This is a genomic window from Nonomuraea sp. NPDC002799, from assembly GCF_053592075.1.
Map to the genome: position 1 here is coordinate 1 of NZ_JBSFVA010000004.1, position 19156 is coordinate 19156.

General features: G+C 70.4%; 18 protein-coding genes. 13 read left to right on the top strand and 5 right to left on the bottom strand.

Features of this window, described 5'->3' with window-relative positions:
- Positions 1-29 precede the first annotated feature (29 nt).
- The gene (locus ACWD0F_RS09475; RefSeq protein WP_449873591.1) at positions 30-1409 is read right to left on the bottom strand and encodes a hypothetical protein; all 1380 of its coding nucleotides are present in this window, start codon (positions 1407-1409) and stop codon (positions 30-32) included.
- A 263-nt stretch (positions 1410-1672) separates the two neighbouring features.
- Between ACWD0F_RS09475 and ACWD0F_RS09480 the strand changes: the two genes are divergently transcribed.
- The 7 genes from ACWD0F_RS09480 to ACWD0F_RS09510 are packed head-to-tail and all read left to right on the top strand — an operon-like array spanning position 1673 to position 9679.
- Positions 1673-2974, top strand: coding sequence for an ABC transporter substrate-binding protein (locus ACWD0F_RS09480; protein ID WP_449873593.1), 1302 nt, complete (start codon positions 1673-1675; stop codon positions 2972-2974).
- A gap of 42 nt (positions 2975-3016) precedes the next feature.
- Positions 3017-3964 carry a carbohydrate ABC transporter permease gene (locus ACWD0F_RS09485; RefSeq protein ID WP_449873595.1) on the top strand — a complete coding sequence of 316 codons (948 nt, stop codon included), beginning with the start codon at positions 3017-3019 and terminating at the stop codon, positions 3962-3964.
- Positions 3961-4845, top strand: coding sequence for a carbohydrate ABC transporter permease (locus ACWD0F_RS09490; RefSeq protein WP_449873597.1), 885 nt, complete (start codon positions 3961-3963; stop codon positions 4843-4845). The genes ACWD0F_RS09485 and ACWD0F_RS09490 overlap by 4 nt, the downstream gene beginning before the upstream one ends.
- On the top strand, positions 4842-6335 hold the full coding sequence (locus tag ACWD0F_RS09495) for a DUF4127 family protein (RefSeq protein ID WP_449873599.1): 1494 nt from the start codon (positions 4842-4844) through the stop codon (positions 6333-6335). Before ACWD0F_RS09490 ends, ACWD0F_RS09495 begins: the two co-directional genes overlap by 4 nt.
- Complete coding sequence (locus ACWD0F_RS09500; protein ID WP_449873601.1) at positions 6332-7387, top strand: LacI family DNA-binding transcriptional regulator; 1056 nt, start codon at positions 6332-6334, stop codon at positions 7385-7387. The genes ACWD0F_RS09495 and ACWD0F_RS09500 overlap by 4 nt, the downstream gene beginning before the upstream one ends.
- Before the next feature lies 1 nt (position 7388).
- Positions 7389-8999, top strand: coding sequence for an FAD-dependent oxidoreductase (locus ACWD0F_RS09505; RefSeq protein WP_449873603.1), 1611 nt, complete (start codon positions 7389-7391; stop codon positions 8997-8999).
- 14 nt (positions 9000-9013) lie between these two features.
- Positions 9014-9679: a hypothetical protein gene (locus ACWD0F_RS09510; protein ID WP_449873605.1), complete on the top strand. Its 666-nt coding sequence runs from the start codon at positions 9014-9016 to the stop codon at positions 9677-9679.
- Positions 9680-9720: 41 nt separating this feature from the next.
- Here ACWD0F_RS09510 and ACWD0F_RS09515 read toward each other — a convergent pair whose 3' ends face one another.
- Positions 9721-10113: a PPOX class F420-dependent oxidoreductase gene (locus tag ACWD0F_RS09515; protein WP_449873607.1), complete on the bottom strand. Its 393-nt coding sequence runs from the start codon at positions 10111-10113 to the stop codon at positions 9721-9723.
- A 261-nt stretch (positions 10114-10374) separates the two neighbouring features.
- On the opposite strand from ACWD0F_RS09515, the gene ACWD0F_RS09520 reads away from it, so the two are divergent.
- Positions 10375-10716: a UBP-type zinc finger domain-containing protein gene (locus tag ACWD0F_RS09520; protein WP_449873609.1), complete on the top strand. Its 342-nt coding sequence runs from the start codon at positions 10375-10377 to the stop codon at positions 10714-10716.
- Between the two features lie 75 nt (positions 10717-10791).
- Here the strand turns inward: ACWD0F_RS09520 and ACWD0F_RS09525 are convergent, their stop codons facing one another.
- A complete protein-coding gene (locus ACWD0F_RS09525) occupies positions 10792-12204 on the bottom strand; it encodes a dihydrolipoyl dehydrogenase family protein (RefSeq protein WP_449873611.1) in 1413 nt (470 codons plus the stop codon).
- 385 nt (positions 12205-12589) lie between these two features.
- Here ACWD0F_RS09525 and ACWD0F_RS09530 point away from each other — a divergent pair, with 385 nt between their 5' ends.
- Entirely contained in the window at positions 12590-13387 is a 798-nt protein-coding gene (locus ACWD0F_RS09530) for an alpha/beta fold hydrolase (RefSeq protein ID WP_449873613.1), read from the top strand.
- A gap of 95 nt (positions 13388-13482) precedes the next feature.
- Here the strand turns inward: ACWD0F_RS09530 and ACWD0F_RS09535 are convergent, their stop codons facing one another.
- Complete coding sequence (locus ACWD0F_RS09535) at positions 13483-14091, bottom strand: CGNR zinc finger domain-containing protein (protein ID WP_449873615.1); 609 nt, start codon at positions 14089-14091, stop codon at positions 13483-13485.
- A gap of 85 nt (positions 14092-14176) precedes the next feature.
- On the opposite strand from ACWD0F_RS09535, the gene ACWD0F_RS09540 reads away from it, so the two are divergent.
- Together ACWD0F_RS09540 and ACWD0F_RS09545 are read left to right on the top strand one after the other, a co-directional pair.
- Entirely contained in the window at positions 14177-14518 is a 342-nt protein-coding gene (locus tag ACWD0F_RS09540) for a VOC family protein (protein WP_449873617.1), read from the top strand.
- A 211-nt stretch (positions 14519-14729) separates the two neighbouring features.
- Complete coding sequence (locus ACWD0F_RS09545) at positions 14730-15287, top strand: hypothetical protein (RefSeq protein ID WP_449873619.1); 558 nt, start codon at positions 14730-14732, stop codon at positions 15285-15287.
- A gap of 38 nt (positions 15288-15325) precedes the next feature.
- Here ACWD0F_RS09545 and ACWD0F_RS09550 read toward each other — a convergent pair whose 3' ends face one another.
- Positions 15326-15460: a hypothetical protein gene (locus ACWD0F_RS09550; RefSeq protein ID WP_449873621.1), complete on the bottom strand. Its 135-nt coding sequence runs from the start codon at positions 15458-15460 to the stop codon at positions 15326-15328.
- 75 nt (positions 15461-15535) lie between these two features.
- Between ACWD0F_RS09550 and ACWD0F_RS09555 the strand changes: the two genes are divergently transcribed.
- Together ACWD0F_RS09555 and ACWD0F_RS09560 are read left to right on the top strand one after the other, a co-directional pair.
- Positions 15536-17362, top strand: coding sequence for a hypothetical protein (locus ACWD0F_RS09555; RefSeq protein ID WP_449873622.1), 1827 nt, complete (start codon positions 15536-15538; stop codon positions 17360-17362).
- A 188-nt stretch (positions 17363-17550) separates the two neighbouring features.
- The gene (locus ACWD0F_RS09560) at positions 17551-19101 is read left to right on the top strand and encodes a M4 family metallopeptidase (RefSeq protein ID WP_449873624.1); all 1551 of its coding nucleotides are present in this window, start codon (positions 17551-17553) and stop codon (positions 19099-19101) included.
- Positions 19102-19156: the final 55 nt, after the last annotated feature.

Below are 19156 nucleotides of genomic sequence, written 5' to 3' on the forward strand. Positions count from 1 at the left end.
GACCGCGTGGTCGGCGGGCCGGCGATCACTCAGGGGCCTTCGGGGTAGACGAGGTGGACCCGGATGTTGGTCCAGTTCTGCGGGCAGTTCTCCGTCTGGCAGGTGGTGGGGTCGACCACTCCGGTGAACTCCGGGCTCAGCTGCCAGGTCTTGCCGTAGTCGTAGGAGACCTCGAAGTAGGTGGACTCGTCGAGGTTGGCCGGGTCGAACGTGGTCCGGGCGTACATGCCGAACACCGGCGCGATCGCCTCCCAGCCGGGGGAGAACGAGGTCTTGCCGTCGATGATGTACCGCTCGTCGAACAGCTTCTTCGGGTCGGCGCCGACCGGGCCGACGATGAGCCACTGGGGCCGGCCCATGAACGAGTTCTGGTTGAGCTCGTTGCTGAGGAACTTCACGTGGTTCGCGGGGACGATCTGGAAGCCGCCGCGGACGTTCTCGTCCCAGCTGAAACCGTCGTACGGCGAGGTCGCGAAGGTCATCGCGCCGGGATGGTTGGTGTCCATCTGGCCGATGTGGGCGAACTCCGTGCCGCCGAAGCGCCCGGTGCCCTGGACCCGCTGGACGACGTCGGCGATCCGGCGCTTCTCACCCCGGGCGTAGCCGACGTAGATCCCGCCGTTCTTCTTGTGCGTCTTGCCCGCGACCGTGTCGCCCGCGGCCCAGTTCTCGAACTCGAGGGTGTTCGGCGAGGCGTTGCCCACCAGGGGCTTGTAGGCGGTGAAGCGCAGCTTCTGCGGGGGTGCCACGTCCGGGTTGGCGCGGAAGTGGTCGGCGATGGGAAGCCAGGACTGCTTCGCCTCGTCGAAGTAGGACAGCGGTGCGCCGGTGGGCAGCGAGCTCTTCCCGCCGAAGATCCCCGAGCCGCCCGCGATGTCGGTGTAGATGGTGTCGGCCGACCAGTTGCCCCAGTCAGCACCGATGAACCGGTCGGGACGGACGTTGAGCAACTTGGTGGTCCAGTCGCGCACGCCGGTGGCCGGGTCGAAGCCCTCGTAGCGCAGCGGGTCGTAGCTCTCCTCCGGCCAGACCTTGGAGCGCAGCACGTAGACCGACGTGGCGAGCAGGTGTCCCGCGGAGCCGTCGATGGCGTGCGAGTACTTCGACGCCCAGAAGCCGTCGTCGGCCTTGACGGTGCCGGTCGCCGGCCGCTGCACGTGTCCGAGCACCGTCCGCGTGCCGTCCAGCGCGACGTGCTCGATGGCGCCGCCGGTGGAGTTGTCGATCTCGACGCTGAACTGCTCGACGAAGCGCGGATGGTTCTCCGGCCTGGCCTGCGGGGGGATCGGCGCTCCCACGATGTTGGTGATGCCGACAGGGGCGCCGCCGTGGTGGGGCGGGTTGGGCCCGAGGGACGACGCGCCGGCCGCGGTGGCGGGGGCGAGCACCGCCACCGCCGCGAGGCTCACCCACAACAGCCGGCTGCGATGGCGTCGGCGGTTTGTGGTGGTGTGGGGAGTGGCGTGCGTTTTGTCCGAGCGAGCTGCTCGGCGAGCGGGAACCAAGGGACGGTCCCTCCTCTTCTGGTGTTGCGCATTATCGCGGCTGCAAGTTCGGCCAGTGTTCCGACCGGATCGTCCGCCTGTCAAGATCTGGTCTTGACCGATAATGCGCATCACCATCATGATGATGCGCATTATCGGGCTGGGTGCAGCCCCTTGAGGAGGTACGAATGATCACGAAATCGCGCCTGGCGGCCGGTCTCATCGCCGCGCTGGTTCTGAGCGGATGCGGCGGCGGCACCGCCGCCGGCAACGGCGGCTCCGGCGATGACGCGAGCACGCTGCGGGTCTGGTTCCCCGGCAATCTCGCCGAGGAGGTCTCCTGGGTGAACGAGAAGCTGGTCCCCGCGTTCGAGGCGGAGCACAAGGTCGACGTCCAGGTCGAGTTCGTCGACTGGGCCAACCTCGCCACGCGGCTGTCGACCGCCTTCGCCGGCGGCACCGCGCCTGACATCTTCGGGCACGGCAACGCCGCGGCGGCCGGATACGCCGCCAACAACCGGGTGATCGCGCTGGACGACTACCTCGCCAAGATGCCCGCGGCGGACGTCAAGGATCTGACGTTCCTCGACCAGGGCAAGGTGGGCGGCAAGCAGATCATCATGCCGCTGCGCGGCTTCGGCCACCTGCTCGCCTACCGCACCGACCTGTTCCAGGAGGCGGGCCTCGACCCGGCCGCCCCGCCCGCGACGTGGCAGGACCTGCGCTCGGCGGCGGACCGGCTCGTCGTCCGCGACGGCGACAAGATCACCCGCTCCGGCGTGATCTTCCCCGCCGACGACCCGACGAGCATGTCGCAGGCGTTCGGCAGCTTCCTGTTCCAGGCCGGCGGGACCTTCGTCGACGAGAGCGGCACGAAGGTCACCTGGAACTCCGAGGCGGGCAAGCGCGCGCTCGGGTTCCTCGCCGACTTCTACAACGGCCCGAAGGCGGTGTCCACCGGCCTGGGCGAGGCGACGAGCGGGGCCGGGGCGCAGCATCCGCTGGTCACCGGACGTGCGGCCATGGCCGTGATCGACGAGGCGACGCTCAAGAGCATCCACGAGCAGTCTCCCGACGTCGCCGCCAAGATCAAGCTGGCCCCGCCGCTGAAGGACACCACCGCGGCGTCGTTCGGCGGAGCCGGCAACGGGCTGTTCATCAGCGCCGACTCCAGCCACAAGGACCAGGCGTGGGAGTTCATCGAGTACCTGCTCAAGCCGGCGAACGCCAAGGCGTACGTCCAGGCCGTCGGCGGCATCCCGGCGCGCGCCTCCCTGGCCGCCGACCCCGAGCTCTCCGCCCAGCCGTACATCAAGCCCTACATGGACGCCGCCGCCCAGTTCCGCGGGAACCCCAACGTCGAGACCTGGACGCAGCAGCGCGAGGTGCTGGCCAAGGAGATCGAGGCCGCGCTGCGCGGCAAGACGTCCGCCGGTGAGGCGCTCGACCACTCGGCGGCGGAGGCCGCGGGCCTGGCGAAGCAGAGCTGATCGGCCGACTCGAACGGATCTCGAAACGGATGAAGCCACATCATGAAGACTGAGACCCGGCCGCCGGGAACATCCCCCAGGCCCGATCCCATGGCGGCACGCCGGCCGAGGCGGAGCCCGCTCCTCTCGGCCCAGCGCAGAGCGGGCTGGATCCTGGTCCTGCCCGCCGTCCTCGCGCTGTCGCTGGTCACGATCGTCCCGATCGGGTACGGCTTCTACCTGAGCCTGACCTCGTACAACCCCGTCGAACGCGGCGGGCCCAGGTTCCACGGTCTGGACGGCTACCTCGCCGTGCTCCAGTCCGGCGAGTTCTGGCACGCCATCTGGATCACCGTCCAGTACTCCTTCGGCACGCTGATCCTGGCCGTGCCGGCGGCCCTCGCCCTGGCGCTCCTGGTCAACGGCCGGTTTCCGGGTGTGGCTCTGTTCCGTGCGGTGCTCTACCTGCCGCGCGTGGTGCCGCTGGTGGCGGTGAGCATGATCTGGTTGTGGCTGTACTCCCACGACGGGCTGTTCAACTACCTGCTGGATCTGGTCGGGCTGCCACCGGTGGACTTCCTCACCGACGAGGACACCTCCCTGGTGTCGCTGATCGGGATGCGGGCGTGGAAGGCGCTCGGCGGCAGCATGATCATTTTCCTGGCGGGACTCCAGGCGGTCCCGGCCTCGCTGCTGGAGGCCGCGTCCGTGGACGGCTGCGGGCGCTGGCGGACATTGCGGCACGTGACCCTGCCGCTGCTCGTGCCGATCACGACGTACGTGGTCGTGGTCGACCTCATCTACCTCGCCCAGTCCTTCTCGGAGATCTACGTCCTGACCTCCGGAGGTCCGCTGTCCTCCACGACCGTCCTGAACATGCTGATCTACAACGAGGCCTTCGAGCACTACCAGCTCGGCAACGCGAGTGCCATGGCGTTCCTGCTGTTCTGCCTGATCTTCGGCCTCGCCTACTTCAGCATCCGCACGATGGCGAGAGGAGGCCGGCGGTGAACGTACGAACAGCCCCCATGGCACGACAGGGGACCGGCCGGCGCAGGACGCTCCTCGCCGGGGTGGTCACCCTGCTGGTGGCGATGCCGTTCGTCTGGATGGTGTCGCTGGCCTTCAAGCCGAAGACCGAGGTGTTCAGCTACCCGCCGAAGTTGCTGCCCGACCAGGCGACGCTGGACAACTTCGCGTACGTCTGGAACAACACGAACATCTCCGGCGCGATGGTCAACAGCCTGATCGTCGCGACGCTCACGGTCGTGGGCAACTGCGTCGCGGCGACGGCGGCGGGCTACGCCCTGGCGCGGATCGACTTCCGCGGCTCGCGCCTGCTGTTCACCACGGTGCTGGGCAGCGCCATGGTGCCGTCCATCGTGCAGCTCATCCCGCTGTTCCTCATCGTCAAGGGCTTCCCGCTGGCCGGCGGCAACGACCTGTTCGGCCAGGGCGGCACCGGGCTGCTGGACTCGCACCTCGGGCTCGTGCTGCCGATGCTGGTGCAGCCGCTGAACATCTACCTGGCCCGGCAGTACTTCCTCGACATGCCGGGGGAGCTGGCGGAGGCCGGCCGGCTGGACGGCGCCGGCGAGCTGCGCATCTTCTGGCAGATCTATATGCCGCTGGCCCGGCCGATCGTCGCCACCATCGCCATCCTCTCCTTCACCGGCGCCTGGGAGGACTTCCTGTGGCCGCTGGTGACGGTGTCGTCGCCGCAGATGCAGACGCTGCCGCTGGCGCTCAGCTCGTTCGCGGGCAGCGGCGTGACCCAGTACGGCCCGCTGATGGCCGGGACGTTCCTCGCGATCGTCCCCGTCCTGGTGATCTTCGTCGCGGGTCAGCGGCATTTCGTGCAGGGACTGGGCGCGGGCGGGGTGAAGGGGTGAGTCACCACGAACCGGTCGTGACGCTGCTCCCGCTCGACGACCGGCCGGTGAACACCGGCCACGTCGCCGGGCTGGCCGGCACCGCCGGAACCCGGCTGCGGCTCCCCCCGGCCGGGCTCCTGCCGGCCGGCGGCGTGCCCGCGGACATGGACGGCACGGCCCGGTGGCTGGAGGACGCCGCCGGTGACAGCGACGCCGTCGTGGTCAGCGTCAACCAGCTCGCCCACGGCGGATTCGTCGCCTCACGGCGCACCACCGAGCCGCTGGCCCGGACGCTGGCCCGCCTGGACGTGCTGCGCCGGATCCGGGCGGGCCGGCCGGACCTGCCCGTCCACGCCTTCGTGACGCTGATGCGGACCAGGAAGTCCGACGGCGCCGGGGCCGAGCCGGCGTACTGGGACCGGCACGGCCGGCGGATCTTCGCCCTGTCCGAGGAGCTCTACCGGGCCGAACACGGACGCCCGGACGCGGCGGCGCACGCCAGGGCGGAGATCCCCGAGCCGTTCGTCGCGGACTTCTTCACCCGGCGGATGCGCCTGCACGCCATGCACCTGGCCTGCGTCGAGCTGGTGGCGGAGGGAGTCGTCGACACGCTGTCGATCCTGGTGGAGGACAGCACGGTCGAGAGCGTGTCCACGAGCGAGCGGGAGTGGCTGGAAGCCTGGATCGGCCGCCTCGGCCTGGGCGACCGGATCCGCTGCTTCCCGGGCGCCGACGAGGCCGGCGCCGTGCTGACCACGCGGGCCGCGCTGGAGCACGCCGGCCTGCGCCCGAGGGTGGCCGTCGTCTGCATCGACCCGGACGCCCTCGGGCGGATCGCGGCGTACGAGGACGTGCCCGTCCGCGACACGATCGTCGACCAGGTCGCCGCCATCGGCGCGGTCCTGGTCGAAGACGCCGCCCAGGCCGACCTGGTGCTCGCGGTGCACCCTCCGGGCCTGCCCCCGCGCGACTGGTGCTCCGGGCCGGACCAGCCGGAGCGGCCGGGCGGCGACGCGGTGCGCCTCGCCGGACGGGTGCGCGACCTGCTGGACGCGGGGCGCCCGGTCGCGGTGGCGGACGTCGCCGACGCGAACGGCGCCGACCCCGCGCTGGTCATGGCGTTGCGCGAGGCCGGCCTGCTCCAGCGCCTCGCCGGGTATGCGGCGTGGAACACCGCGGGCAACACGATCGGCAGCGCGCTGGCCCAGGGGTGCAGCCGCCAGCTGGCCACCGGCGACCGGCGGCTGGCCGAGCACGCCCGCACCCTCACCCATCGTCTGCTCGACGACTGGGGGTACCAGACCTCCGCGCGGCGCGGGTTTCTCGCCGCCGGGACGGCCCTCCGGCCGGACCTGGTGGAGCGGGAACTGGGCGGCCTGCTCGCGGATCTCGGCCCGCCGGCCGACATGTTTCGCATTGTGCCCGGCAGCGTGTGCTTCCCGTGGGATCGTCCGTTCGAGATTTCCTTTGAGTTGCAGCACCTTGAGGAAGGGAACGATCGCCGGTGAAGGAACCACCCCGCCGCAGGCCGCGCCAGTCCGACATCGCCAAGGCGGCCGGCGTCTCGCAGACCACGGTCTCCATCGTGATCAACGGCAGGGAGTCGGACACGATCCGGATCCCTCCGGAGACCAGGCAGCACGTCTTCGAGGTGGCCCGATCCCTGGGCTACGTCGTCGATCCGGTGGCGCGCAGCCTGGCCGGCGGGATGAACCGCCTGGTCGGGGTCTACACGTTCGAGTCGATGTTCCCGATGGACCATCACGACTTCTACTACCCGTTCCTGGTGGGCATCGAGGCCGCGGCCGAGGCGCTCGGCTACGACATGCTGATGTTCACCAGCGCCACCGGCTCGGACGGCAGCAGGTCGATATACCGCGACGGCGTCAACCGGCTGGGGCTCGCCGACGGATGTGTGCTGCTCGGCAAGGAGACCAACCGGGACGACATCGTCCGGCTGCGCGACGAGGGGTTCAAATTCGCGCTGATCGGCCGTCGTGACGTGCCCGGCCCCATCACCTACGTCACCGCGGACTACGCGACCGCGACCGGGGAGGTCATCGACCACCTGGTGGGCCTCGGGCACGAGCGCATCGCCTACCTGACGGCGGCGGATCCGAGCGAACCGTCCGCCGACCGTGACGCCGGGTTCCAGGCCGCCCAGAGCCGGCACGGGCTCGACACCGGCGGGCTCGTCCTGTCGGTCCGCAAGGAGGAGGGACCGTCGGCCGAGGAGGTACGGCGGCTGCTGGCGGCCGGCGCCACCGCGTTCGTCGCCCACGAGTCGGTGGTCGCGCTCCGGCTGCTCGACCTCCTCGGCGAAATGGGCGTCGACGTGCCCGGCCAGTGCTCGGTGGCCGCGCTCAGCGACCCGCCGGACGACGTGCCGGGTCCTGAGCTCACCTGCTTCCGGATACCCGGACGGGAGATGGGGATGCGCGCGGTCGAGCTGCTGGTCCAGCAGCTCGAGTCGGAGGAAGAGGCCGAGCCGCAGGCCGTCGCGCTGTCATGCGCCTTCGTCGCTGGACAGACCAGCGGCCCCAATCGAAAGGAATCATGAGTTGACCGAGTTCCGCGCAGACGTACTGGTGGTCGGTGGGGGGTTGGGCGGCGTCGCGGCCGCGCTGGCCGCGGCCGGGAACGGCGCGCAGGTGGTGCTCACCGAGGAGACGGCCTGGCTGGGCGGGCAGCTCACGACGCAGCTCGTCCCGCCCGACGAACATCCCTGGATCGAGGCGTTCGGCAGCACCGCGAGCTACCGGCGGCTACGCGAAGGGATCCGTGAGTACTACCGGCGCGGGTACCCGCTGCGGTCCGCGTCGAGGTCGCTGCCGCACCTGAACCCCGGCGCGGGCCGGGTCGGCCCGCTGTGCCACGAGCCGCGGGTGGCCCTGGCGGTGATCGAGGCCATGCTCGCTCCGTGGCAGGCGGCCGGGCGGATCACCGTGCTGCGCCGGCACGTCCCGGCGACCGCCCAGGTCGACGGCGACCATGTGACGGCGATGGGGTTCCACGACCTGGAGACGGGCGGCGACGTCACCGTCACGGCCACCTTCATCCTGGACGCCACGGAGACCGGGGACGTGCTGCCGCTCACCGGCACCGAGTTCGCGACCGGCACCGAGTCGCAGGCCGACACGGGCGAGCCGCACGCCGCGGCGACCGCGCGGCCGGACAACATGCAGGCGGTGTCGGTGTGCTTCGCGCTCTCGCACCACGCGGGGGAGAACCACACGATCGACAAGCCGGACGACTACGCCACCTGGCGGGCGCTGACTCCCGAGTGGTGGCACGGCCCCCAGCTCGGCTGGGTCGCCCCGCACCCGCACACGCTGGAACCCCGGCACTACGGCTTCACCCCGAACCCGGACGACGACCCGACGGGCATCATCGCCGACCAGAGCAAGGACCCGGGGTCGGACGAGTTGTGGACGTTCCGGCGGATCCTGGCCCGCAACCACTTCCGGCCGGGCGCGTTCGACAGCGACATCACCATCGTGAACTGGCCGATGATCGACTACCTGGGCGGGCCGGTCATCGGCGGCACCGCCGAGCAGAACGCGGCCCACACCGCGGCGGCGCGGGCGCAGAGCCTGAGCTTCCTCTACTGGCTGCAGGCCGAGGCGCCCCGGCCCGACGGCGGCTCCGGCTGGCCCGGCCTGCGGTTGCGTCCCGACGTCACCGGCACCGCCGACGGCCTGGCGATGCGCCCGTACATCAGGGAGTCGCGGCGGATCCGCGGGCAGTACCGGATCGTGGAGCAGGACCTCGCGGTGGCCGGACGCCCCGAGGGGTCCGTCTCCTATCACGACAGCGTCGGGATCGGCGCGTACCGGATCGACCTGCACCCCTCGACCGGCGGGGACAACTACATCGACGTACCGGCCTGGCCGTTCCAGGTCCCGATGCGCGCGCTGGTTCCCGAGCGCATGCGGAACGTGATCGCCGCGGGCAAGAACATCAGCACCACGCACATCACCAACGGCTGCTACCGGGTCCACCCGGTCGAGTGGACCGTGGGCGAGGCGGCCGGTCATCTGGCGTCGTTCTGCGTGGCCAGGGACACCGAGCCGCACCAGGTCACCGCGACGCCGGGCCTGCTGGCCGAGGTTCAGGAATCGATGGCCGGCCAGGGCATGGAGCTGGGCTGGCCGCATGTCACCCACTACTGAGACGGAGTTCTCGAATGCGTTTGCCCGAATCGCGGCTGGCCGTCCTGGTCAGTCTGCCGAGCAATGAGACCGCTCTCGCGGAGGCGGCGTCGCGTGCGGGAGCCGACGGCCTGAAGGTGCACACGAACGTGCTGCACCGGGCCTCGGGAACGGCCTTCGGGCCGCTGGACGCCGAACGTGAGCGGCTGCTCGGCATCCTCACGCTCGGCATCCCGACGGGCCTCGTCGTCGGCGCGGCCGGATCGGTGTCGATCGCGGAGATGGTCGCGGCGCGGGAGATGGGGTTCGACTACTTCGACGTCTACGCCGCCGACGCGCCCGCGGGCTACGTCGAGGCGTGCGGGCCGGTGACGCCCATGGTGGCCCTGGGGCCGGGCGACGGCCCGTCCCAGGCGCGGGCCCTGGCGCGGCGGGGGAGCCGGGCGCTCGAACTGTCCACGCTCGAACCCGAGAGGTACGGCACGCCGCTGACGCTGGCGACCCTGGCACGGCTGGAGGCGGTGGCGTCGGCGGTCGACATCCCCGTCATCGTGCCGAGCCAGCACGCGCTGCTCCCGGACGACCTCGCGCTCCTCCGGGACGCGGGTGCGGCCGCGGTGTTGCTGGGGGCCGTGGTGACGGGCGCCGACACGGCGGAGTTCGGTGCGCGGATCGCGCCGTACGTCGCCGCCGCCCGCTAGCCGGGCGGTGTCAGCCGGATCGGCGCGCCGCGGGCGTCGTGTCACCCGGTGCGGCTGACGCTCACCGGCTCGATGACGAAGATCACTCGTTCCTGGTCGCGGCCTCCGTACCAGGGGTAGGGCTTGCCCGTGTACTTGTGGGAGAGCTTCTCGATGTGGTCGACCGCGTCCAGCGTGGTGATGTCGATCACGTGGCCGCGCACCTGGACGTAGCGCGAGGGGCTCTCCGGGGAGGACACCGCGAGGGCCACTCGCGGGTCCCGCTCGATGTTCCTGGTCTTCACGTGGGTCTTCACGCTGTTGATCAGTACGTGCTTGCCGTCGGTGTCCACCCAGGTCTGGGTCACCTGCGGCGAGCCGTCGGCCATCGTGGTGGCGAGATAGCAGACGCTCGGCCCGCGCAGCAGGTCGAGCAGATCTTCACTGAGTGTCACGGGTCTCTCAGACGTCGTACGGAATGACCGGAAGCCTCCTTGATACACCAAGATCGAATTCTGCCGGGATGGGGGACGGGCACGGACCGCGGCCACCCCGGACGGCCGCATCGCACGATCGTGTGAACTGGGGCACCTCGGTCGAAGCGGCGGGACCGGTTGTCCGCAGAGCCCAACCCCGGAGCAGGAGCCCTCATGTCTTCATGTGATGTGCGCGGCGTCGCGCCAGGAGAGCCTCATCGGTATGAGAAGGCGCGCATCATGAACCATGAGTGGCCCAAGCCGTGCAGCCATGTGATCGGGACGAGTCCGCCCGTCCCGGCCGGCTACACCGGCGCTTGCGAGGAGTGCCTGCGTAGCGGCGGCACGTGGGTGGAACTCCGCGAATGCCTCGGTTGCGGGCACGTGGGGTGTTCTGATTCCTCTCCCGGCCGGCACGCGGCCGCGCATTGGCGGACGACGGGGCATCCGGCGGTCGCTTCCCTGGAACTGGGCGACCGGTGGGGCTGGTGTTACGCCGAACAGAGATATCTCGGGTTCGTGCGGCGCGGCCGCGCGTCCCGGCGTGGCAGAGACCGGACTGCGCAGATCACCACGGCCTGACCGCTGTGTACCAGGTTTCCGGTGGCATGACTTCGGCGCCGGCCCCCGCAAAGGGGGCCGGCCGTTTCCTCTCACCTACAGCCCGTACGTCTCCAGCAGCCGCAGCCACACCTCGCTCACCGTGGGGAACGACGGCACGGCATGCCAGAGCCGCTCCAGCGGCACCTGCGCGGTGACGGCGATGGTGGCCGAATGCACCAGCTCGGCCACGCCGGGACCGGCGAAGGTCACCCCGAGCAGCACCTTGCGGTCCTCGTCGACCACGGCCTTGGCCCGGCCCCGGTAGCCGGGCTCGCGCAAATAGGCGCCGGAGACCGCGCCCAGGTCGTACTCCACCGCCCGGACGTTGTGACCCGCCTCCCGCGCCGCCGCCTCGGTCAGGCCCACGGCGCCGATCTGCGGGTCGGTGAAGATCACCTGCGGTGCGCCGAACGCGGTGGCCACGTCCCGCATGCCGGGCAGGTCGTCCGGGTCGCCCTTGGCGCGGGCGACGATCACGTCCCCGCACAGGCGGGCCTGGTACTTGCCCATGTGGGTGAGCAGGTTACGGCCGCTGACGTCGCTGACCGCGTACAGCCAGCCTTCTTCGACGCCGGTGGCGCGCATGCTGTCGTCCACCCGCACCGGCGCACCGGCCCGCAGCCCGACGCTGTCCACGCCGAGGTCGGCGCTGGCCGGCCCGCGGCCGGTGGCCACCAGCAGTTCGTCCGCCACGATGGGCGGGCCCTCGGTCAGGTGGACGGTGACCGCGCCGTTGCGCACCGGCCGCTCGACCCCGGTCACCTGGACGCCGGTGCGCACGTCGACGCCGGCGGCGGCGAGGGCGCCCGCCACGAGTCGCCCGGCGAACGGCTCCAGGTGGCCCAGCGGCGCCTGGCCACGGATGACCATGGTCGTCTCCACCGCGCCGAGGCCGTGCAGTGCCTGGGCCATCTCGCAGGCGATCGGGCCGCCGCCGAGCACGGCCAGGCGCCGGGGCACGGTACGGACCGCCGTGGCCTCGTGACTGGTCCACGGGTTCGCCTGGGCCAGCCCGGGGATGCCGGGCATCAGCGGCCGGGTGCCGGTGGCCAGCACCACGGCATGGCGGGCGGTCAGCCGCGCGGTGCCGCCGCCGGTCAGGGCGACCTCGACCCGCTTGGGGCCCGCGAGCCGGCCGCGCCCACGGAACAACCGGGCCGGCACCTCCTTGAGCGCGGCGGCGGCGCGGGTGTCGGACAGATGGGAGACGACCTCGTCCCTGCGGGCCAGCACCGCGTCGGCGTCGATCGGGCCGGGGGAGAGGCCGGGCGTCCTGCTCGCCTCCGCGGCCAGCCCGACCGGCCGCAACAGAGCCTTGCTGGGGATACAGGCGAAGTACGAGCATTCGCCGCCGACCAGGCTCTCCTCCACGATCGCGGTGCTCAGCCCGCCGCGAGCGGCACGTGCGACCACATTCTCGCCGGCCGGGCCTGCGCCGATCACGATGACGTCGAACTCTTCGGTCATGGGGTTACTCCTTGAGGGGATGACTCCTCGGCACAGTGCGGGGCCGCTCCTGCCGCAGGAGATCAATGTCGGCCTCACCGGACGGGAGGCGGTGGCATCACCGTGTCAGCGGGCGGAGCGGCTCCGCATCGCACGAAGGCTTGACATCACCACGGCCGGGATCGTCCGGATCGGCGCTTCGCCACGGGGATCACGCCCGATCGGCCCCGGCAGCGCCACCGGTGGGACGGCGATGGCGCCCGCGATGTCAAGTCTTCGTGTGATGTTCCGTTCCGCCGCTCGCGGCACGGTGAGAACACACCGGTGCGGAGGCCGCCGGCACGGCCACGGGGGATCGCACCGGCGCAGCCTCCGCACCCCTCTTGAAAGGCTTGCCATGAAGCACATGTCTCGATCCACGGTGCGTCTGTCCACAGCGGCGCTCAGCCTGGCCGCACTCACCTTGACCGCCACCCCAGCCGCGACGGCGGAGAGCACGGCCGCTCTGCCCACTGTCGTGCTGGTGCACGGCGCGTGGGCCGACGCCTCCGGCTGGAACGGCGTGATCGCCCGCCTCAGGAGCGACGGCTATCCGGTGCTCGCGCCCGCCAATCCGATGCGCGGCCTGGCGTCCGACGCCGCCTACCTCAGCAGCACCCTGGCCTCCGTGGACGGCCCCATCGTGCTGGTCGGCCACTCCTACGGCGGCTCCGTCGCGACCAACGCCGCAGGCAACGATCCTGACGTCAAGGCTCTGGTCTACGTGTCGGCGTTCATCCCCGACCAAGGCGAGAATGCGTTCGACCTGGCCAACAAGTACCAAGGCAGCAAGATCGGTAACGACACGATCAAGACAGTGCCCTTGCCCTCCGGCGACGCCGACGTCTACCTCAAGACCGAGAACTTCAGCGACATCTTCGCCGCCGACCTACCCCGCTCCACCAGCGCCGTTCTCGCGATCACGCAGCGGCCGGTCACGTACGGCGCGCTCGCCGAACCGTCCGGCACACCTGCCTGGAAGACCATCCCGTCCTGGGCGCTCATCTCCCGAGCGGACCAGGCCATCCCGCTGCAGGCCCAGCGCTTCATGACCGCCCGCGCCAAGTCCCGTACCGTCGAGGTCAACGGCTCGCACGCCGCGCTGATCTCTCACTCCGGCCAGGTCGCCCAGCTCATCGAAACCGCGGCCCGCGCCAGCAGGTGATCACCACCTGATCGGCACCGCCACGGCCGGCCCTCGTCCTCCAGGGGGTCGGCCATGGCCACGCCCTTCTCCCGGTTGTTCCGCGCGGCTCGCGGTCAAGGGCGCGCGGCGGATTTGCGATGGTGAGAGGCGCGGGCCTTGGCGCGGTTACCGCACAGGTCCATGGAGCACCAGGTCCGGCGCCGATTGCGGGAGTAGTCGTAGTAGGCCCACCGGCAGCTCGGCTCCCGGCAGGCCTTGAGCCGCGTCCACGTGCCGGCCGCCACGGCCTCGGCGACGACGGCGAGCAGCCCGGCCAGCGCCGCATCCACCGGCGCCTGGGCGCGGGCCACCAGCCGGGGCGGAACCACGGTCACGTCGAGCATCAGCGGGAAGTCGCGGGCGAGTTCGGCGAGTTCGGCGCGGGCAGCGGGGTTGAGGCCGTCCGGACGCGGGCTGGAGACCGGCTCGGCGTTGTTCTCGGCGATCAGCGCGCGCAGTCCCTCGCGTATGCGTTCGGCACGGTCGCGCTGCTCAGCGGTCACCACCGCGCCGCCAGGTATCAGGCCGCGGGCGTGCAACCACTCCGTCAGATGGTGTGGAGTGCCGATCTCGTCGTCGTCCCGGCGGCGCGTGTTGACGAACTCCTCGATCACGCGCAGCGGCATCGGCGCCGTCCTGGCCGCGAGGTCGTCCGCCACGGGCTGGGCACGCTCATTCGCCATATTTCACAGCCTAACCAACTATCGACGATGGTAAGGTACGTAACCGACGTAACTCCTACGTCGGTTAGATGAGAAAGGCTCCCTGTTGAGCGTCAACATCGGCAACATCTGCATCGACACCAACGACCTGGCAGGCGGCACCGCCTTCTGGCAGGCGGTCACCGGATACCAGGTCGCTTCCTCGGATGAGGGCACCACCTATCTGGAGGACTCGAACAAGAGCGGCGTGGGCCTGTCCCTGCAGGCCGTGCCCGAAGGCCGGGAGGGCAAGAATCGGCTGCACCTGGACCTGTTCACCGACGACCTGGCAGGCGAGGTCGACCGGATTCGGGCCCTCGGCGCGACCGAAGTGCGGCGCTTCGATGACGGTGGATGGGTGGTGCTGGCCGACCCCGAGGGCAACCAGTTCTGCGTCGTCGCCGCTTAGGCGTGCCTGGAGCCGATGACGGGACCACTCACGAGCCGGTTTGGCCCAAGATGGTCCAGGATTCAGATCTTCAGGCATGATCGTCGGTCATGAAGAAAGCAGTCACCACGCCGGCCTGTGTACCGCGTTATCGTTCTCGATCGCGTCTTGTCTTACGGCCGGAGACGAGTGGCCGACCGCCCCAAGAGCTGACGCGACACAGGGAAGTGTTGTGAGATTCCGCAGATCCAGCCGGTCATTGACCCGGCTGGAGATCGCCAAGGAGCACACGGAGCGCACGCTCGGACGGCGAACCGCCCGACGGCTCGCGGAGTTCGACAACGGCACCCTGTACGTCCAGCCCGGTGAGGGAGCGCAGTTCCTGGCGTGGCTCGTGGACTTCGTGGTGTTCGTGCTGGGTGTCGGGGTGGGTTTCGCCATCGTGTCACTCGTGTACGTCGCGGCGGGCCTCCCCGAGGGGGTCTTGCTCGTGCTGTCGCTCTCGTTGTTGTTCGTGGTGCCGTTGCTGTACGGCCTGTGCTACGGCGACGGCCGGGCGCTCGGCGCGGTCCTCACCAGCACTCAGCTCGTGCGGGTCAAGGACGGCGGTCGCGTCGGCGGCAAAGCGTCCTGGGCCATGTTGGTCAGAACGTTGTTCATGCCGTTGCTGTTCATCGTGGTGATAGCGGGCGCGCTGGGTGGTGCTGGGGGAGCGCCGGCCGGTTCGCAGGCGAGGACCAGCATCGACCCCGCCGCCACCCGGCGGCTCCACGACGCGGGCATCCGGTGACCCGCCGCCACGCCCCCTGGCTCGTGCGGCCACAACCCTCAATCGGCGACGAGCCGGGCTTTGTCGGCCTGCTCGCGCTGGCGCCGCAGCTCGTAGGTGCCCGGCGCGATGCCGGTGTAGGCGTGTTCGGGGTGCGCGAGGTAGGCGGTCGCATCCTCTGCGACGGTCAGCACGCCGAGCACCATCCCACCGCCGAAGCGCTCTGGGGTGAAGAACGGGATCGTTTCTTCGTCCTGTCGGCCGGGGACGTGCCCGCCGAGGAGGTCGCCCGCTATCGGGCGGAGGTGGACGCGACCGATGCCGAGGCGGCCGCGACGGTGGACGGACTCGACCTTTCCTGGCATCCGTCGGCGCGGTTCAAAGCGGTGCGGTTCATCGACGCCGAGCGCATCGACGAGCGGGTACGGGAGCTGTTCGCCCGGCCCAGCGCGGACGCGCCGTACCTGGCGGCAGTGTTCGTCGACCCGCACGAGTTGTCGTTCCGCACGTTCGAGAACATCGTCCCGCTGGACCGCCTGTTCGAGGACGTGCCCTTGGAGGCTGAGCCGGCCGGGCGGGCGGAGCACGCGGAGGGGGTGTTCTCGTTCGCGTTGCGGTTGCCGGCGGAGGCTCAGGCCCGGCTGGCACGGCTCGACGAGCTGAAGCTGTACGTGCCGCCGCTGAACGCCGGCTCCCGGGGCGGCGAACGGTTCATCTTCCACTCGGCGCTGCTGGCGGAGGCGTTGACCGCGGCGGTGGCCGACGCGTTGCCGCCGGCGGCGGTGGCAGGGTTCTCGCATGTGAACCCGGTGTTCCGGTGCAACCGGTTCGAGCCCGGCGACGCGAACTTCCACCGGCATCGGGACACGCCGTACTTCGACGCGGCACGGCGGCACATCTCCCGGTACACGGTGCTGCTGTACCTGACCGGCGGTACGGGGTCGCCGGCGCTTGACCTGGCCGGCGGCGCCGCGCTCAGCGAGATCGGCGCCTTCACGTGTGTGATCTTCGATCAGCGGTACGAGCACGAAGGCGCCCCCTACCGCGACGGCCGCAAGGTGTTCCTGCGTACCGAACTCATCTTCGCCGCTGACGAGGTCACCGAGGCGCCGGAGATCGGTGAGCTGTTCAGCAAGGCGTGCTACCTGACCGGTGAGAGCGTGTTCGCGCCGGAGCTGGCCCGGCACGCCGACGCCTACTACAACCAGGTGGCGGCCGCCCATTGGAGCGGTCTGGGGGAGGGCCCCACCCGCGAGACCTTCGTGCACAAGGAGTTCCGCGGGGTGCACTTCGTGGCCAACGGCTACGACTTCTGGTTCGCCAAGACCGAGGCGTTGTCGCCGGCGGAGTGCGCCGCGCTCACCCTGCTCGACTACTTCAACTGCAAGCTCGGCGACACCGCGTTCCGGGCGCTCTGCCGGACAGAGGTGATCGAGTCCGACGACGCCGGCTGGATTCCGGAGTTCCTGCGGGCCAAGGGCAGCGGGTCCGCCATGACGCGGGTGGACAAGCCCGCCTTCTTCCCCGAGCCGGAGCGGCCCAACAACACGATCTGCTGCCCGTTCCACTCCTCCGAACGCTACGACCCCACGCGCCACGACGAGATCATCGACGTCTACACCGAGGCGCAGTCCTTCGCCAAGGCGCACATCCTGCCCGCGCCGATCCTCATGCTCGGCGAGGACGTGGCCCTCGACCCGGACCGGTTCGTCCTCCAGGACAACCTCATCCACGTGCTCGGCAAGGGCGCACTCAAGCCGGTGAACTTCGCCGCCTGCTGGAACGACGAATCCATCCCCGAGGACTATGTGGTCGTCGCGGGCAAGGTCGGCGTGGCGCAGTTCCTTGTCCCGCCCATCATCTTCGCCGAGTCCACCGGCTGCTACCACCTGCGGTTCGACTTCTTCCGCAACTCCTGGATGGCCGGCCACCGGCAGGCGACCATCCCCATCCCGAGGATCACCGAGGAGGAATGGGCCGACCCGGACGAGAGCCGCGCCTGGCGGCGCTCGGTGGACGACTCCCTCATCGACGACGAGAACCCGCTGCCGTCCAGCGATCTGTGGGACGACGACGAGGACGACTGGGACGACTGAGGCGAGCGGGATCGACGGCAGCACGGACGGTCCCCGCCGAGCTCCCTGCGCGGGGGTGTGTTGTCGATCCATACCACGGCGTTATGGGCAAATTGGGAGGTATCACGTAGGTCACTCGAAATGTCAATCTGAGTGCATCCCCAGCCGGCCGGGGCTCGTCCACTCCACTCCCCTGAGGAGCAACGAGCGTGAACCCCAAGCTCAGGTTGGGCACTGCCGCCATACTCGCGTTAGCCCTGACCATCACCGCACCGGCGGGCGCCACAGGAGCGAACGCCCTGGCGGCCGACCCGCCCTCACCCTCCGAGCGCGGCACCGCGGTGGCGACCGCGCAGAGCGTCATCGCCGCCAACCGCACGCAGCTCCTGGCCGCCGACCAGGACGCCTTCTCCCTGTCGTCGGCCATCGCCGGCGTCAACGGCATCCAGCACCTCACGTACACGCGTACCTACGCCGGTCTGCCCGTCTTCGGCGGCGAGGTGGTCGTGACGACCGACAAGTCCGGCAAGGCCATCAGCACGATCGACACCGGCCAGCAGACGAAGGTCGCTCTGGACACCAAGCCGCAGATCGCCGCGCAGGCGGCGGCGGACACGGCCCGCGACGTGGCGCCCAAGGCCACCTCGATCGGCACGCCGGCTCTCGTGGTGCACGCCGCCACGGCCACGCCACGCCTGGCGTGGGAGGTGGTGGCCACCGCCGACGACCGGTCCAGCATCGTGCACGTGTACGTGGACGCGCGTGACGGCCAGGTCATCGAGCAGTGGGACCAGGTGGTCGACGGCACCGGCAACAGCTACTACAACGGCAACCCGGTCACCATCGACACCTCCCCGTCGTACGTGATGCGCGACCCCACGCGCACCGGCGTCCAGTGCGGCGGCCAGAACGGCTCGCCGTACACCAAGTCGACCGACAGCTGGGGCAACGGCAGCGGCACGAACCTGGAGACGGCCTGCGTCGACGCGCTCTTCGCGGCGCAGCGTGAGTGGAACATGCTCCGCGACTGGCTCGGCCGCAACGGCATCAACGGCTCGGGCCGCGGCTACCCCGCGAGGGTCGGGCTGAACCAGGCCAACGCCTTCTGGAACGGTTCGTACGCCTCCTTCGGCCGTAACTCCGCGGGCAGCCAGCAGGCCGTCTCGATGGACGTCGTCGGGCACGAGTTCGGCCACGGCATCTTCCAGTTCTCCGGCGGCAGCGGCGGCGGCGGCAACGAGTCCGGCGGCCTGAACGAGTCGACGGGTGACATCTTCGGCGCGCTGACCGAGGCGTACGTCAACGAGCCGGCCAGCCTCGACCCGCCCGACTACCTGGTCGGCGAGGAGGTCAACCTGTCGGGCCGCGGCGCGATCAGGAACATGTACAACCCGTCGGCCCTGGGTCACCCGAACTGCTACAGCTCCTCCATCCCGAGCACCGAGGTGCACGCGGCGGCCGGACCGCAGAATCACTGGCTCTACCTGCTGGCCGAGGGCACGAACCCGAGCGGGAAGCCGGCCAGCAGCCGGTGCGACGGCGGCGCGGCCATCACCGGCGTCGGCATCCGCAAGGCGGGCCAGATCTTCATGACCGGCCTGAACATGAAGACCGCGCCGTGGACGCACGCCAAGGCGCGCGTGGCCACGCTGCGGGCGGCCAGGACGCTGTACACCGGCTGTGTCGAGTTCAACGTCGTCAAGGCGGCCTGGAGCGGGGTGAACGTACCCGCGCAGAGCGGCGAGCCGACCTGTCCCTGAGCAACGACGGCGGCCTGCTCAGCGCGGATCGTCCGCCATCCGCCTGAGCAGGGCG

Bases quoted from the DNA above. Each gene is read 5' to 3' on its own strand.
- ACWD0F_RS09485 (WP_449873595.1), top strand. From the start codon at position 3,017: ATGAAGACTGAGACCCGGCCGCCGGGAACATCCCCCAGGCCCGATCCC.
- ACWD0F_RS09525 (WP_449873611.1), bottom strand. From the start codon at position 12,204: ATGACCGAAGAGTTCGACGTCATCGTGATCGGCGCAGGCCCGGCCGGC.
- ACWD0F_RS09535 (WP_449873615.1), bottom strand. From the start codon at position 14,091: ATGGCGAATGAGCGTGCCCAGCCCGTGGCGGACGACCTCGCGGCCAGG.
- ACWD0F_RS09520 (WP_449873609.1), top strand. From the start codon at position 10,375: ATGAACCATGAGTGGCCCAAGCCGTGCAGCCATGTGATCGGGACGAGT.
- ACWD0F_RS09510 (WP_449873605.1), top strand. From the start codon at position 9,014: ATGCGTTTGCCCGAATCGCGGCTGGCCGTCCTGGTCAGTCTGCCGAGC.
- ACWD0F_RS09530 (WP_449873613.1), top strand. From the start codon at position 12,590: ATGTCTCGATCCACGGTGCGTCTGTCCACAGCGGCGCTCAGCCTGGCC.
- ACWD0F_RS09480 (WP_449873593.1), top strand. From the start codon at position 1,673: ATGATCACGAAATCGCGCCTGGCGGCCGGTCTCATCGCCGCGCTGGTT.